The sequence below is a fragment of the Pseudomonas sp. BR20 genome (assembly GCF_050780135.1).
In the GTDB taxonomy this organism is placed as follows: domain Bacteria; phylum Pseudomonadota; class Gammaproteobacteria; order Pseudomonadales; family Pseudomonadaceae; genus Aquipseudomonas.
In genome coordinates, this window is record NZ_CP172012.1 from 2,840,033 (window position 1) to 2,855,147 (window position 15,115).

15 protein-coding genes are annotated in these 15,115 nt (G+C 62.1%); 6 read left to right on the plus strand and 9 right to left on the minus strand.

The window, feature by feature from the left end; genetic code table 11:
* Positions 1-78 precede the first annotated feature (78 nt).
* The 4 genes from ACHPFG_RS13155 to ACHPFG_RS13170 form a co-directional block, all read right to left on the minus strand.
* A complete protein-coding gene (locus ACHPFG_RS13155; protein ID WP_431702919.1) occupies positions 79-1,023 on the minus strand; it encodes a D-isomer specific 2-hydroxyacid dehydrogenase family protein in 945 nt (314 codons plus the stop codon).
* Positions 1,020-2,189: an acyl-CoA dehydrogenase family protein gene (locus ACHPFG_RS13160; protein WP_431702921.1), complete on the minus strand. Its 1,170-nt coding sequence runs from the start codon at positions 2,187-2,189 to the stop codon at positions 1,020-1,022. Before ACHPFG_RS13160 ends, ACHPFG_RS13155 begins: the two co-directional genes overlap by 4 nt.
* A gap of 136 nt (positions 2,190-2,325) precedes the next feature.
* Positions 2,326-3,681, minus strand: coding sequence for an LLM class flavin-dependent oxidoreductase (locus ACHPFG_RS13165; RefSeq protein WP_431702923.1), 1,356 nt, complete (start codon positions 3,679-3,681; stop codon positions 2,326-2,328).
* A gap of 10 nt (positions 3,682-3,691) precedes the next feature.
* Positions 3,692-4,666: an ABC transporter substrate-binding protein gene (locus ACHPFG_RS13170; protein WP_431702925.1), complete on the minus strand. Its 975-nt coding sequence runs from the start codon at positions 4,664-4,666 to the stop codon at positions 3,692-3,694.
* Positions 4,667-5,061: 395 nt separating this feature from the next.
* Here ACHPFG_RS13170 and ACHPFG_RS13175 point away from each other — a divergent pair, with 395 nt between their 5' ends.
* Positions 5,062-5,223 (plus strand): hypothetical protein, encoded by a 162-nt coding sequence (locus tag ACHPFG_RS13175; protein ID WP_431702926.1) that lies wholly within the window; start codon positions 5,062-5,064, stop codon positions 5,221-5,223.
* 69 nt (positions 5,224-5,292) lie between these two features.
* Here the strand turns inward: ACHPFG_RS13175 and ACHPFG_RS13180 are convergent, their stop codons facing one another.
* Together ACHPFG_RS13180 and ACHPFG_RS13185 are read right to left on the minus strand one after the other, a co-directional pair.
* Positions 5,293-6,876 carry a rhodanese homology domain-containing protein gene (locus ACHPFG_RS13180; RefSeq protein ID WP_431702928.1) on the minus strand — a complete coding sequence of 528 codons (1,584 nt, stop codon included), beginning with the start codon at positions 6,874-6,876 and terminating at the stop codon, positions 5,293-5,295.
* Complete coding sequence (locus ACHPFG_RS13185; protein WP_431702930.1) at positions 6,873-7,484, minus strand: cysteine dioxygenase; 612 nt, start codon at positions 7,482-7,484, stop codon at positions 6,873-6,875. The genes ACHPFG_RS13180 and ACHPFG_RS13185 overlap by 4 nt, the downstream gene beginning before the upstream one ends.
* A 216-nt stretch (positions 7,485-7,700) precedes the next feature.
* Here ACHPFG_RS13185 and ACHPFG_RS13190 point away from each other — a divergent pair, with 216 nt between their 5' ends.
* Both ACHPFG_RS13190 and ACHPFG_RS13195 read left to right on the plus strand, forming a co-directional pair.
* Entirely contained in the window at positions 7,701-8,606 is a 906-nt protein-coding gene (locus tag ACHPFG_RS13190; RefSeq protein ID WP_223016071.1) for a LysR family transcriptional regulator, read from the plus strand.
* A gap of 165 nt (positions 8,607-8,771) precedes the next feature.
* Positions 8,772-9,566, plus strand: a complete 795-nt coding sequence (locus ACHPFG_RS13195; RefSeq protein ID WP_431702932.1) for a class II aldolase/adducin family protein — start codon at positions 8,772-8,774, stop codon at positions 9,564-9,566.
* 72 nt (positions 9,567-9,638) lie between these two features.
* Here ACHPFG_RS13195 and ACHPFG_RS13200 read toward each other — a convergent pair whose 3' ends face one another.
* Positions 9,639-10,715: an LLM class flavin-dependent oxidoreductase gene (locus tag ACHPFG_RS13200; RefSeq protein ID WP_431702934.1), complete on the minus strand. Its 1,077-nt coding sequence runs from the start codon at positions 10,713-10,715 to the stop codon at positions 9,639-9,641.
* Between the two features lie 257 nt (positions 10,716-10,972).
* Between ACHPFG_RS13200 and ACHPFG_RS13205 the strand changes: the two genes are divergently transcribed.
* Entirely contained in the window at positions 10,973-11,593 is a 621-nt protein-coding gene (locus ACHPFG_RS13205) for a hypothetical protein (RefSeq protein WP_431702936.1), read from the plus strand.
* Here the strand turns inward: ACHPFG_RS13205 and ACHPFG_RS13210 are convergent.
* Together ACHPFG_RS13210 and ACHPFG_RS13215 are read right to left on the minus strand one after the other, a co-directional pair.
* Positions 11,545-11,877 (minus strand): hypothetical protein, encoded by a 333-nt coding sequence (locus tag ACHPFG_RS13210; RefSeq protein ID WP_431702938.1) that lies wholly within the window; start codon positions 11,875-11,877, stop codon positions 11,545-11,547. The two genes, ACHPFG_RS13205 and ACHPFG_RS13210, sit on opposite strands and share 49 nt — an antisense overlap.
* Positions 11,874-12,182 carry a phosphomannomutase gene (locus tag ACHPFG_RS13215; protein ID WP_256663551.1) on the minus strand — a complete coding sequence of 103 codons (309 nt, stop codon included), beginning with the start codon at positions 12,180-12,182 and terminating at the stop codon, positions 11,874-11,876. The genes ACHPFG_RS13210 and ACHPFG_RS13215 overlap by 4 nt, the downstream gene beginning before the upstream one ends.
* 230 nt (positions 12,183-12,412) lie before the next feature.
* On the opposite strand from ACHPFG_RS13215, the gene ACHPFG_RS13220 reads away from it, so the two are divergent.
* Positions 12,413-12,853: a low molecular weight protein-tyrosine-phosphatase gene (locus ACHPFG_RS13220; protein ID WP_339543076.1), complete on the plus strand. Its 441-nt coding sequence runs from the start codon at positions 12,413-12,415 to the stop codon at positions 12,851-12,853.
* 41 nt (positions 12,854-12,894) lie between these two features.
* A complete protein-coding gene (locus ACHPFG_RS13225; RefSeq protein WP_431702940.1) occupies positions 12,895-15,114 on the plus strand; it encodes a polysaccharide biosynthesis tyrosine autokinase in 2,220 nt (739 codons plus the stop codon).
* Position 15,115: the final 1 nt, after the last annotated feature.

The window sequence follows — 15,115 nt, forward strand, 5'->3', positions numbered from 1 at the left end:
CCACGTTTATCGAGAATGAACGCGTTGGCTGGGCGTTTTTCGCGAGCAAGCTCGCTCCTGCAGTGAATCACTTTCGCGTCAGGCGTTAGCCAGATTCGCCAGTGCGATCCCTGAAACGTAGCGCTCCAGATTCGCCAAAAACGTATCGGCAATCTCGTTGCGGCTATTGGTCGAAATCGCCGACGTATGCGGCGACAACCGCACCCGTGGGTGGCTGTACAACGGGTGCCCATCCGGCAATGGCTCCGGTTCGGTCACGTCGAGCGATGCCAGGCCGATCTGGCCGTTATCCAGCGCCTCCAGCAACGCCTCCTGATCGAGCAAACCGCCCCGCGCGATGTTGATCAGGTGCAGTCCCGGCTTGGCGCTGCCCAGTACATCGCGGTTGATGATATGCCGCGTGGCGTCGGTCAGTGGTGCGGCCACCACCAGGTGGTCGGCGTGGGCGAACAGGTCGTGGATGTCCTTGGCGGCTTGCACTCCTAAGCCGAACGGTGCCTGGCTCTGACGCAGTGCGACCACCTTGATGCCCAGGCCCAGGGCCTTTTGCGCCAGGCTTTCACCAATCGCGCCAAAGCCGAGGATGCCCAGGGTGGTGCCCTTGAGTGGGCGCAGGGCGGTGAAATTCCATTGCGAGTCCTTCACCCAGATGTCCGGCAAATGCTTGGCCGCGGCAAAGATCGCCGCCAGGGCGAACTCGGCGAGGTTGTCGGCGGCGCTGCCCCGAGAGGTGGTCACCGGGGGGCCGTTGAACAGCCATTGCGGGTAGAAGTCGATGCCGGACGATACCAAATGCACCCATTGCGCGCCGTAGGGCCAGCCTGGTGGTGGGGTGTCCGGGGCGGTGTAGCCGCGCACGTTGATCGGGCGCAGCAGCAGGATATTTGCCTGGGGCGGCAGGTCGCTTGGCACGCCTGCCGGCACGCCGATCACCTGGGCTTCGGGGTGGATCGCAGTCAGGCGCGCGCGGATCACGTCGTTGTAGTCTTCGTCCAACTGGCTGGCAATAATCACCTGGCTCATGTGCGTTCCCTCTGGCGTTGGGCGAACACGGCTTTACCGACACCTTGCAATATGGCGTCGTTCTGCGGGGTATGTACGCGACTGCACAGTACATCGCGGTAGTGGCGTTGCAGCGGGCTATGGCGCGACAGGCCAGGGTTGCCGGAAGCCTCGATGGCCAGCTCCACGGCGCGGATGGCGTTGTGGGTGACCAGGTACTTCAACTGTGCGACGTTGGTGGCCGGGGTGTGGCCGTCGGCGGCGGCGTCGAGCAGGCTGCGGTTGGCGAACAGCAGGGTGTCGATATGCCCGACGGTTTCCTGGAATCGCGGCAAGGTCGACAACGCCGCACCGAGGTTGGACGGCGTGCGTTCTTCCAGCCAGTTCACCAGCCAGTCCCGCGCGGCCTGGGCCACGGCGTCATACACCGAGGACAGCAACACTGACATCCACAGGAACCCGTCGGCATCCAGTTCCGGTTGCGGCGCGCTCCAGGGGCTGACGCTGACGGCGTGGTCCAGCGGCACCAGTACATTGTCGAGTACCACTTCATGGCTGCAGGTGGCGCGCATGCCGAGGTGGTCCCAGGTGTCGATGATGCTCACGCCGGGGCTGTCCTTGGGCACCAGCCAGGCGCCCACCAGCGGGTCGGCGTCATCGCTGCGCGCCCACACGCTGAACCAGCTCAGGCCATGGCTGCCCGTGGAGTAGATCTTGCGCCCGCTGATGCGCCAACCCTCAGCGCTGCGCACGGCGGTGGTCGCCGGCAGCCCGCCACGGGCCGGGGTGCCGAGGTCGGGTTCGACGCGCAGGGCGTTGATCAATGCACCGTTGCGCACCGCGTCCTCGGCTACTTGTGTACGCAGGTGGGGCGGCCAGGTCTTGCTGTCTTGCAGGCGCGTGTGTTGCAGGTACTGCATCACCAGGATCAGTGCGGTGGACGGTTCGCCCTTGGCAATCGCACTGATCGCCTTGCGCGCCTGGGGCAGGCTGGCACCGCCGCCACCGAGGGCCTTGGGCACGGTGAGGGCGACCAGGCCGTGGTCATGCAGCCGCTGAAAGTTGGCATGGGGAAAGGCGCCGCTCTCGTCATACAGGTGCGCAGTGCCGGCCAGCTCGGTGCTCAAGTATTCGAGCAGGGCGTCGAAATCGACAACGTTCACAGTGCGTAGAGACGATTGAGTCATCAGTATGTGCTCGGTCAAAAATGTGGGAGGGGCGGTGCGACGATTCGACTTGCTCCCGATAGCGGTGTGTCAGCCAATCCATCTGTGACAGGCCTACCGCAATCGGGAGCAAGCCCCCTCCCACAGAGGATAGTGTTCAGGCCAGGGCCTTTTCGCGGGCTTCGATCACGCTGTAACGGTTGGCCGGCACGTCCAGGCCGAGGTTATCGCGCAGGGTGAGCCCCGTGTATTCGCTACGGAACAGGCCACGCTGTTGCAGCACCGGCACCACCAGTTCGGTGAAGTACTGCAAGCCGTCCGGCAGCACCGAGTTGATGATGAAACCATCGCTGGCGCCGCGCTCGAACCAGGTCTGGATCGCGTCGGCGACTTGCTCCGGGGTGCCAACAAAATCACGCTTGGGCCGCGAGAAGCGCAGCGCCACTTCGCGCAGGGTCAGGCCTTCGTCCCTGGCCAGTTGCTTGATACGGTCGGAGCCGCCTTTCTGGCTGTTGGCGCCCAGGTCGCCGAGTTCCGGGAAGGGCGCGTCCAGCGGGTATTGGCTGAAGTCATGGTCTTTGAACGGGCGGCCGAGGGCGACGATGGCGTCTTCCACGGTGACCAGCTCCACCGCTTGCTGGTAGCGGCTTTCCACTTCGGCCTCGTCGCGGCCGACAATCGGGCGGATGCCCGGCAGGATCGACAGGCTGTCGGCGTCGCGGCCAAAGCCTTTGGCGCGGCGTTTGAGGTCCTGGGTGTAGGCCAGGCCTTCTTCGATGCTTTCCACATGCACGAAGATGGCGTCGGCGTTCTGCGCTGCAAAGTTACGTCCGTCTTCGGAGGTGCCCGCCTGGAAAATCACCGGTTGGCCCTGGCGCGAGCGCGCAATGTTCAGCGGGCCCTTGACCGAGAAAAACTCGCCCTTGTGGTTCAGCGCATGCAGCTTGCCCGGGGTGAAGAATTCGCCGCTTTGCTTGTTGTAGGCAAAGGCGTCGTCTTCCCAGGAGTCCCACAGGCCCTTGACCGTGTTCAGGTGCTCCTTGGCGATGCGGTAGCGCACGGCGTGGGGTGGGTGTTCGGCTTTACCGAAGTTGTCGGCGGTGCCGCTGAGCCACGAGGTCACCACGTTCCAGCCAGCGCGCCCGCCGCTGATATGGTCCAGGGACGCGAACTGGCGTGCCACCTGGTAGGGCTCGGTGTAGCTGACGGTCACGGTGGCCACCAGGCCGATATGGGTGGTCAGCGCGGCCAGGGCCGAGAGGATGGTCAGCGGCTCGAAGCGGTTGAGGTAGTGCGGGCTGGATTTGGCGTGGATGTGCAGGCTGTCGGCGATGAACACGAAGTCGAACTTGGCCGCTTCGGCGAGTTCGGTCTGTTGCTTGTAGAAGCCGAAATTCGTGCTGGCGTCGGGTTGCGCCTGCGGATGGCGCCATTCGCCCCAGCCGTGTCCGACTCCATGGACCATGGCGCCCAATTTCAAATGGCGGGGTTTCAATTGACGTGGCTTGCTCATGTTCTGCTCCTTAGCGCGAGGCTTGATTGTTGGGGGCACGCTTGGCGTTAAAGCTCTTGTCGAAGCCCTGGGACACGTCGATGTGCCGGGGCAGCAGGCCTTCTTGCTGGTAGGTGTCGGCGGTGGTTTGCAGGCCACTGATCACACTGTCGTCAATCAGTACCGGGCTCAGGCGGGTCTCCCTGGCCACGGCCACATGCACGGCCAGCGGCAGCCCGGTGATTTTGGCCTGGGCGGCGGCGTACTCGTCGGGGTGGGTATTGGCCCAGGCGTAGGCGCGGTCGACGCGGGCGACAAAGTCGTCCAGCTGCGTGCGCTTGTCGGCGATGGCCTGGCGGGTGGCGGCGAGGTACAGGTGGTTGCTCAACAGCGTGTTGCCGCTGGCCACGATCCGCGCCTGGCTTTGTGAGGTGACCACGGTGGTGTAGGGGTCCCAGGTCGACCAGGCGTCGACAGTGCCGTTATCCAGCACCAGCCGTGATTCGCTGGGCAGCAGGAAAATGAACTGCACATCCTGGGTGGTCAGGCCGGCGGTGGCCAGGGCCTTGATCGCCAGGTAGTGGCCGATGGACCCGCGCCCGGTGGCGATTTTCTTGCCCTTGAGGTCGGCCACCGTCTTGATCGGCGAATCCTTGGGCACCAGCAGGGCGGTGGTGTTACGCCCTTCTGCGTGGATGATGCTGACCACCTTGAGCGAGGCGCCGGCGCCGAGGGCAAATACGTAGGGCGCATCGCCCAGGGCACCGATATCCACGGCCCCGGCATTCAAGGCTTCGCCCAGGGGCGAGGCGGACGGGAATTCCGACCACTGGATTTCATAGGGCACGTTTTTCGTTTCGCCGGAGACTTCCAGCAGCGTCTTGATCGTCGATTTCTGGTTGGCCACCCGCAGCGGTTGCAGGTCGGCGGCGTGGGCGCCGGTGGCGAGGCCAAGAGCCAGGGCGGTGCCCAGGAGCAGGCGTTTGAAGGGAGTGGAAAAGACCATGGGATGCAGGCTCCAGGCAGATCGATAAAGGGTTCGGCTACCTCCGCCTGGAGAAGGGGTCGGTGAGGAGTTCACGTTATGCCCATAAAAACCTGCTGTGAAGGTCTTTTTGGTTATATGGTAATTATTAAAAACATTAAGATAGTTTGTTATCTAATATGCATTTTATGTATTTTCTGGTGTGTAATTGCGGCTGGGGATGCCTGGGTGTCCAAGGGGGCGGCGTCAATCGCTCTCAGCGCAGGTTTGCATAGAGCGAAGTGGTCTAGGCCACTGTCATTCTTCACAGGTGTTCAGGCGTTGCGCCGGGCAGAAAATGGCAGCACGCAGCCAAGTCAGCTGCGAATAAACGATGGGTGTATTTTTACCCTCTCGGCAACCAGTGAGGATTCGTCATGTTCAAATTATTGGGAACCACATGCGTCATGTTCAGCCTGCTGCTTGGCGCCCAGTTCAGCGCGGCCTCGCAAATAGAGGCGGGTGTCCACGCCATGCAGTCTCAGTTGAGCGGTAGCTCGGAGACGGTTTCTTGCACCGACACAGAAGAAAGAAAGTAACGCAGTACCCCCCGCCCCATCAGCCTGGGGCAGCGCCTGCTCCCGCAATGGGGGCAGGCGTGCCTGGGGTCAAATGACGTAAAACCCATGGGTCCCATCGCGGGCCAGTTGCTCGACCAAACCGAACTCCCAATCCAGATAAGCCTGCATGGCTTCCTTGGGGTTGTCGGTGCCTTCGTACGGCCGGCGGTAGCGGTCGATGCGCGGCGAGGCCAGGTGGGTTTCGCCTTCTTCCAGTGGCAGTTGCGCGTTGATCCAGGCGGCGGTGCCGTCTTGCAGCAGGAACACTTGCTTGCCGGTGATCGCTTCGACCTCAGCCACCGCCAGGCGCGCCAGTTGGCTGCTGCCGCAGGTCAGTACATAACGCTGGGCGGCGGGTACCTTGGCCAGGGCCTGGGGCAGTTGCGCACGCAACACCCACCAGGCACCGGGGATGTGGCGTTTGACGTAGTTGGCGCTGGCGGTGAAATCCAGCACCACGGTGTCGCCATGGGCGAGCCATTCGGCGAGGGTGTGCGGGCTGATCAGTTCGGCCTGGGGCGGCGCCGGGACTGGAGCGACCCAGGCGCCTTTTTCGCTGAAGTGCGCCGCTTGCAGGTCATCCAGCACATGCACCTCCCAGCCCAGTTGGGCCAGCCAGGACGCGGACATGTTCGCCCGCACGCCATCGTCATCCGCCAGTACCAGGCGTGCCCCGCGCACGCTGGCGACATGGTCGGTTTCCTGTACCAGCTGGCCGCCCGGGGTGGAACGTGCGCCGGGCAGGTGGCCGGCTTCGAATTCTTCCGGGGTGCGCACATCGAACAGGTAGGTGGTGCGGGTGGTGTCCTGCTGCCAGGCGTGCAGGTCGGTGAGGGTGGCGCGGCCGACGCGGGCCTTGTCGGCGACGCGGCGTGCATCGACGGCGGCGATCCGGCGATGCTCTTCCGAAGTCGGGGCAAAGCGCCGCGACTGGCCGTGGGCGAGTTTCTGCCCGGCCAGGGTCCAGCCGATGGTGCCATTGCGCAGTGCAGACACCGGGTTGGCCACGCCAGCATTGATCAGCGACTGGGTGCCGATAATGCTGCGGGTACGCCCGGCGCAGTTGACGATGATGCGGGTGGCCGGGTCGGGCGCCAGTTCACGCGCACGCAGCACCAGCTCGGCACCGGGCACGCTGATGCCGGTGGGGATGCTCATGGTCTGGTATTCGTCGAAACGGCGGGCGTCGAGCACCACCACATCGGCCTGGCTGTCGAGCAACGCCTGCACGTCTTCGGCGGCGAGGGACGGCGTGTGGCGTTCGCTCTCCACCAGTTCGCCAAAGGCCTTGCTCGGCACGTTCACATCGATAAACAGCTCGCCACCGGCCCGGCGCCAACCGTCCAGGCCATCTTCCAGCAGGCTGACCTGGGTGTAGCCCAGCGCAACCAGGCGCTCGGCGGCGCGGGCAGCCAGACCTTCACCGTTGTCGTAGATAGTGACCTGGGTATCGCGGCGTGGAATGCGCGAATACACCTCCAGCTCCAGCTTGGACAGCGGGATATTCGCCGCAAATAACGGGTGGGATTCGGCAAACGGCGCTTCTTCGCGCACGTCGACCAGGGCGATTTCTTCACGGTCCAACAGGGCCTGGCGAATCCGGGCGAAGCTACGGGTCGATACGGTGGTCATAGGGCAGGGCTCTTTTCTTTGGACAAATCCCAGATATTCGGGAGGAAGGCGTTGGAATAACCGGAGATAAACAGTCTCTCGCTGCCGTCGGGCTGGTACACCGCACGGCGCACCGCGCCGATATTGGCGCCGTACACATGAATGCTGATCGACACCTGGTCGCTGTGGGCATTGCTCACCTGGTGGATGTCGCCGACCTTGGGCGACACCGCCTCGACCTGACCCGGCACCAGTTGAATCGGCTGGCCTTCGGCGACCAGGCTGCCGTCGGGCGCGCGTGCGAAGCCTTGGGAAAACTCTGCACCGCGCAACATGCCGATCAGACCCCAGACCCGATGGTCATGGATCGGCGTGCGTTGCCCCGGCCCCCAGACAAAGCTGACGATGCTGAAACGCTGGCGCGAATCGGCATGCAGCAAGAACTGCTGGTAGCGCTCGGGGTCGGGTTGGGCAAACTCATCGGGGAGCCAGTCGTCATGGCTCACCAGTTGCGCCAGCAGCTTGCCGCCACGGTGCAACAGGTCGCCTTCGCGCGGGTTGCCGTCGATCAATTCCGCCAGGGCGCCTATGAAGGCTCTGAGTCTCTCGGGGTGTCGGGCCTGGGTCATGGCACTTCCATCGTGTGGTCGCAGGGATGGGTTTATCTAAGCATAATGTTTATAGTTAATATGCTATTTTTTAATGATTAGCTTATAGCTGAAGGTAATTTAGAACCGGTCTGAATAGCGTTAGACGTTATCGATTACAGCACGGGCTATTCACGCCACGTTCCTGCAACTATGCTTCACACACATCTTAATGACTGTTCTCTATGTGCGGCCCAAATGAAAATTGACGATATCGATGCCTTTGTCGAAGTGATTCGTTGCCAGTCCATCAGCCACGCCGCCGAGTCGTTGCAATTGACCCAGCCGGCCATTACCCGCCGCGTGCAGAACTTCGAGCAGGCGCTGGGCGTGGAGCTGTTCGACCGCAACACCAAACCCCTCAAACCGACGTTGATCGGCACCCGCGTCTATGAGCAGTGCCGGTTGATCCTGCGCGAGATGGATGCCCTGCGCGAACTGGTGGCCACCGACGCACCGCCCACCGGCCTGCTGCGCCTGGGGGTGCCGCAGACCATCGGCGACGTGGTGCTGCTGGACGCGCTCAAGCACCTGCGCAGCGAATACCCTGACTTGCGTGCCCAGGTCGCCACCGGCTGGGGCAGCCAGTTGGTGGGCAAGATCGAACGCGGCGAACTGGACGCGGCGGCGGCGCTGTTCCCGGCGGGCAAGATCTTCCCGGACAACATCGTCGGCGAGTCCATCGGCAAGATGGAATTGGTGGTGGTCTGCGCCAAGGCCCAGTTGCCGAAAAAGCCGTGCAAACTGGCCGATGTGTACCAGAACGGCTGGGTCCTCAACCCGGACGGCTGCGGTTTCCGCGCCGGGTTGCAGCGCACCTTGTCCGATCAGGGCCTGGCCCTGCGGGTCAACCTGGAGACCTTCGGCACCGAACTGCAACTGGGCCTGGTGGCCGACGGCCTGGGCTTGGGCCTGGTGCCACGGCCGTTGCTGGAACGCAGTGCGCACCGCGAGCAACTGGCGGTGATGCCCCTCAAGGATTTCAAGCCGGTGATGGATCTGTGGCTGATCTATCCGCACTTCCTGGGCAACCTGCAAGGGCCGGTGGATGCGTTTGGCAAGCGGGTGGCGGCGTCCCTGCACAAAGTCCGCAACGCTGCCTGATCCATGTGGGAGGGGCAAGCCTCCTCCCACATTTGCCGTGTGTTGTTGGTGAGGGTGTTATGAAAAAAAATAATAATTAGCTTAGATTAAAATGTGCTTTTTATTATTTTTTGCCATCCCCTAGGCTTGCCTGGAAGTCCTTAAGGCCATCCAGGAAGTTTTGCCATGAGCAGCGTCACCTCGATAACCAGCGTCTCCAACAATGTTCGCCAGCGCGTTACCCCGGAAGAGTGGGAGGTGCGCGTCAAACTGGCCGCCGCTTATCGCCTGGCCGCCTTGTACAAGTGGACCGACCACATCTACACCCACTTCTCCGCCCGCGTACCGGGGCCGGAGAAGCATTTCCTGATTAACGCCTTCGGGTTGTTGTTCGATGAAATCAGCGCGTCCAACCTGGTCAAGGTCGACCTCGACGGCACCCTTGTCGACGACCCTACCGGCCTGGGCATCAACCACGCCGGCTACGTGATCCACAGCGCGATCCACGGCGCACGCCATGACCTGCAAGCGGTGCTGCACACCCACACCCGCGACGGCATTGCGGTGTCGGCGCAGAAGGACGGCCTGCTGCCGATCTCCCAGCATTCCATTGGTTTTTCCGGGCGCGTGGCGTACCACGGGTATGAAGGCGTGGCCCTCGACCTGGACGAACGCGAGCGGCTGGTGGCGGACCTGGGCGACAAAAGCGTGATGATCCTGCGTAACCATGGCTTGTTGACCGCCGGTGTCAGCGTTGAACATGCGTTTGTGCAACTGCAACAGTTGGAGCGCGCGTGCAATATCCAGGTGGCGGCGCAGGCAGCGGGGAATGCGGAGTTGATCTTCCCGCCGGCCGAAGTGGTGAAGAAAGTCGAGCAACAGGCCAAGGTGTTTGCCAGTGGCGAAGGACCGGGGGTGGCGCGGCATTGGAATGCGCTGATTCGACAGTTGGAGCGCACTGATACCGACTACAAGAACTGATCCCCAGCCAGTTGAAGATCAAAATGTGGGAGGAGGGCATGCCCCCTCCCACATGGATTTTGTGGTGTTTGGTCAGGCGACTTTCTGCTCGCGTTCAGCAATCAGCTGTCGGGTGAAGGGGATCAACCGCTTGCCATAGTCGATCGCATCATTGAGCGGATCAAACCCACGAATCAGGAAAGTGGTGATGCCGAGGTCGTAATAGTCGACCAGCGCCTCTGCCACTTGCTCGGCGGTACCCACCAACGAGGTGGAATTCCCCTGCGCCCCCAGCAACCCCGCAATCCCCGTCCACAAACGCTTGTCCAGCCGCGAGCCCTGCGCCGCCGCCGCCAGCAACCGGCGCGAGCCTTCATTCGGCGGTTCACGCCGCACAAAGCCATTCTTCTGCGCCAACTCGGTGGCCTGTTGCAGGATGCTGTCGGCACGCGCCCACGCCAGTTCTTCGGTCTCGGCGAGGATCGGTCGCAACGACAGGCTGAAGCGAATCGTGCGCCCGTGCCTGGCCGCTTCGGCGCGCACCTGGGTCACGATCTCCCGTACCTGCTCATAGGTTTCGCCCCACAGCGCGTACACATCGGCATGCTTGCCTGCCACTTCAATGGCGGCCTTGGAGGAGCCACCAAAGTACAGCGGGATATGCGGCTGCTGCGGCGACTTCACCGCGGAGTGTGCACCTTCGACCTGGTAGTAGGTGCCGGCAAAGTCGAAGGGCTGTTCACGGGTCCATTCCTGGCGTACCACGCTCAGGTATTCATCGGTGCGTGCGTAGCGTTCGTCCTTGCCGATATGGCTGCCATCGGCGCGCAGTTCGCGATCGTCGCCGCCGGTGATGATATGCACGGCGGTGCGCCCGCCGTTGAACACATCGAGGGTGGCGAACTGGCGGGCGGCCAGGGTGGGTTGGGTGAAGCCCGGACGGTGGGCGATCAGGAACTGCAGTTTTTTCGTCACGCTGGCGGCATGGGAGGCGATCAGCGTGCTGTCCGGGCTGTTGGAATGGAACGCCACCAGCGCACGGTCGAAACCGGCTTCTTCGTGGGCGCGGGCCACGGTTTCCACGTAGTCCGGTTGCAGGGTAGGGCCGCTGCGCGGGTGGATCTCGGAAGCGTGGTGACCGCCGATATAGCCGATGAATTCAATGCTCATGGTCTGTCCTTGTCGAGTAGGGGTGAGTACCTCCGCCGGGCAGGGGGTCGGTCATGCTCGTCCACGGTAGGGGCCGCGACAGCCTGTGTAAAATGCCGTTTGGTTCTAACCTAATTATTAAAATATAGAATCATGTCTGTATGTAGTGATCAGTAAATTGCATTTTGAAGGCGTTGCTGACGCTAGATAACGTTGTGTTTTTTTCGGGCCTGATGTCTGATGAGCGCCGAAAACGGCACCTCGAAGGTTAGGCAGTGATGCGGGCAGAACTTGCGCAATATGGCGGCATTACCGTCATGATTCCGGTCGCACTGGTGATTGCTGTCTGGTTAAGGTATTCCACGCCCTGGGCATTGCGGGCCTGGATAATAACGCTGGGTATTACTTATTCGATCGTGGCGGCCAGCAAGTTGCTGTTTAAAGGTTGGGGCTTATCCTTCCAACACTTGGATATTGCTGTAATAAGTGGCCATGCCATGAACACCTGTTTGATGGTCACGGTGGCAACGAGTGTGCTGGCCCGCCAGTTCAACTTGGCCTGGCGTTGGCCGGCGGCGTTGGCGGGATCAGTGATAAGTATCGGGTTCAGTGCTTATTGTGTCGCGCCTTATATACATCCGCTGAATGAAGCCCTGGCTGGTGCCGCATTGGGTGCGACAGCCGCCATTGTGTTTCTGTGGCGTGTTGATGCCGCGCCCATCAAGGTATCCCCCGCGTTCATCGGCGGCGGGCTGGTGTTTTTGCTGGTCTGTGCGCTGGTGCCCAAGTACAACGCGGAGTTGCTGCTCAACCGCGTCGCGGTGATCCTGTCAGGTGCCGACCAGGCCCATCAAGAGCCTGCCTGGCGACTGGAAACGGCGCACAGGAAGGCCGAGTAAGTCGCCAGGTCCAGCGCCAGGTTGCTTTCCACCATCAGCGCGAGCAAGGTCGTCTGCGCGTTGAAGCGTTGCGCATTGCCACGGCGCCGCGCGCGTTTCATCTGCTGGAACAACGCATGGGTAATCTGCTGGGGGGAGCTGCCTCGCAGTTGGTCCAGCCAGCGGCCGATGGCCCGGGTGTTGCGCTGGTACTGCGCGCGCTGCACCGGTTCGGCAAACCCCTCGAACATCCCCGTCAGTCTGCGCAGTGCATAGTGGCGTTTCAATCCCGCCCACAGGCTCATGGCCGCTCCTCGGTGCCGCAGATATTGGCCAGCAGTTCAGCGGTCTTGACCTGCATGAACTGGCTGTCGCCGCGACTTTCCACGCACAGGCACACGGACAGCGGATCACTGACCTGCAACTTGAAACGCCAGTCGGCGAAGACCATGGAAAACCCGGCGCCGGAGGCATCGCTGTCCAGTGAGTTATCGGCATACAGCACCTGGATGCGCTCGATGACATGGGTTGAGTCATGCACTTCCACGTGAATATTTCCCGAAGAAGGAAATAGGCCAATACGTTCTACCAATAACTTTGACGTGTTCATGGCCGTCTCCTATCTGGTGCATTCAAATGGCACTTTATTATGGGGCGATGAAAAAATACCGGAATGTTATTTTTAGTCGGGTAATGCGGTAGTTGTTATTTTTTGTCTTGCGCGATAGATGGTCTCTGTTTGTAGGCTGTGGTCATAATTACTCGGTCGTTAGTTGCCGGTTATTAAATAAGGTCGTCCCTTTTGCCGAAGAATAAGTGTGCGGTGCGTGGGAGGTTGCCTTGTTCAAAAAGATATTGATTGTGTGCATCGGCAACATCTGCCGCAGCCCTACGGCGGAACACTTGCTGGGTGCCGCGCTTACGTCCTCCGAGATCACGGTGAGTTCCGCCGGCTTGGCGGCGTTGCGTGACCATCCGCTGGAGCCGACGGCCGGGCAAGTGCTGCAGGAGCATGGGCACGTTCCCCGGGCGCACAAGGCGCGGCAACTCAGCGTTGAAGCGGTGAGTGAGGCCGACCTGATCCTGGTGATGGAACAACGGCATATCGACGGCGTGCTCAACCTCGCCCCCGAGGCGCGGGGCAAGGTGTTCCTGTTGGGCAAGTGGCAGCACGATCGCGAGATCACCGACCCCTATCGCCAGGGCAAGCCCGCCTTTGTGCAGGCCTATGCCTTGATCGAACAGGCCGCACAGGCCTGGGCCCAGCGCCTGGCGCGCTGACGCTCCCTCTTTAAACGATTGCAAGGACGAAGACGCGATTTATGCATTCACCCCAGAACGCTTCCCCTGAAAGCTCTCACCGTGACGAGATCGATGTGCTCGGCATGCTTGGCACCCTGATCGATCACAAATGGCTGATCGCAGGGATCACCGGCACCTGCATGGTGATTGGCGCCGCCTACGCGATTCTGGCGGCGCCGGTGTACCAGGCGAATGCGTTGATCCAGGTGGAACCGAAGAAGAACGACATGCTCGGTTTCTCCGACGTCAGCAGCCTGCTGGGCAAGGAATCGCCGGCGGTGACCGAGATCGAGCTGATCAAATCGCGCACCATCATTGGCAAGACCGTCGATACCCTGGCGCTGGATATCACCATCACGCCCCAGCATTTTCCGTTGATCGGCGGCTTCCTCGCGCGGCGTTATGCGCCTGAACACAAGGGCGATATTGCGCCACCGCTGTTCGGTTTCAGCCGCTACTCGGCGGGTGGAGAGTCCCTGGTGCTGAGCAGCTTGAACCTGCCGACGGCGTTGCTCGGAACCACCCTGGTGCTGGTGGCCGGCGAGGCCCAGGCCTACACATTATTTGATGAGGACGGCGTCGAGATCGCTGCGGGGCGCGTCGGCGTGCCGTTTGCCGCCGCAGGTGTCGAGGTGCTGGTCAAGGAGCTGCGGGCTAATCCGGGCGCGCATTTCAAGATCGTGCGCAAGCCACGCCTGGATACGGTGGCCGACTACCAGGACCTGCTCACCGTGATCGAGCGCGGCAAGGAGTCGGGGATCATCAGCCTGTCCCTGGAGAGCACGCGCCCGGCCCTGGCGGTGCGGACGCTGAATGAAATCTCCAACCTGTATGTGAAGCAGAACGTCGACCGCACCTCGGCCGAGGCGGCACAGAGCCTGTCGTTCCTCAATGACCAGTTGCCCCAGGTGCGTCGCGACCTGGAGAAGGCCGAGAACGCCTTGAACCGCTTTCAGACCCGCAGCAAATCCATCGACATAAGCCTCGAAGCCAAGGCCATGCTCGACCAGGTGGTGGCCCTGGACACCGGCATCTCCGAGCTCAAGCTGCAACAGGCCGAGATGGACCGCAAGTTCACCCCCCAGCACCCGGCTTATCGTGCCTTGATCGCCAAACTGGCAGAGCTCAACGCCAAGCAGGCGCAGATGACCAAGCGCGTCGAAGGCTTGCCCACGACCCAGCAGGAATTGCTCAGCCTGACCCGCGACGTGCAAGTGGGCACCGAGATCTACACCCAGTTGCTCAACCGCTCCCAGGAGCTGGACGTGATGCGCGCCGGCACTGTGGGCAACGTGCGCCTGATCGACAGTGCCGATGTCAACCTGGCCAAGCCAGTGGAGCCGCGCAAGGTCATCGTGGTGCTGCTGGCGATGCTGCTCGGCGGCATGCTTTCGGTGGGCATCGTGCTGGTGCGCAGCCTGCTCAACCGTGGCCTGGAAAGCCCGGATGACATCGAGAAACTCGGCCTGCCGGTGTACGCCTCGATCCCCTTCAGCCTCTTGCAAAAGGCCGAGGAAACCAACGCCGCCAAGGGCCGCTCCGCCGCGCCGTCGCTGCTGGCGCTCAACCATCCCCATGACCTGGTGATGGAAGCCATGCGCAGCCTGCGCACCAGCCTGCACTTCGCCATGCTCGAAGCCAAGAACAACCGCCTGATGATCACCGGCCCGAGCCCCGAGGTGGGCAAGACGTTTGTCTCGGCCAACCTGGCGGCGATTGTCGCGCAGTCGGGCCAGCGCGTGCTGCTGATCGATGCCGACATGCGCAAGGGCTACTTGCACAAGATGCTTGGCAAGGCGGTGGAGGCGGGGTTGTCCGACCTGCTCGCCAAGCGCTGTGATCTGCAGGAAGCGATTCACCCCACGGCAGTGGAGCGTTTCGACTTCATTGGCCGTGGGCAGATCCCGCCCAACCCGTCGGAACTGTTGATGCACCCCAACTTTGCTGCGTTGCTGGCCGAAGTCAGCGAGCGCTATGACCTGGTGATCATCGACACGCCGCCGTTGCTGGCGGTGACCGACGCCGCGATTGTCGGGCGCCAGGCCGGCACCAGCCTGATGGTTACGCGTTTTGGGGTGAACTCGGCGAAGGAAATCGAGTTGACCCTGCGCCGCTTCCGTCAGAACGGCATCGAGCTCAAAGGCGCGATCTTCAATGGTGTGGAAAAACGCCGGTCCGCCAGCTATGGCTATGGCGACTACGGCTACTACAGCTACGCCTATCAGTCCGACAAGGCCTGAT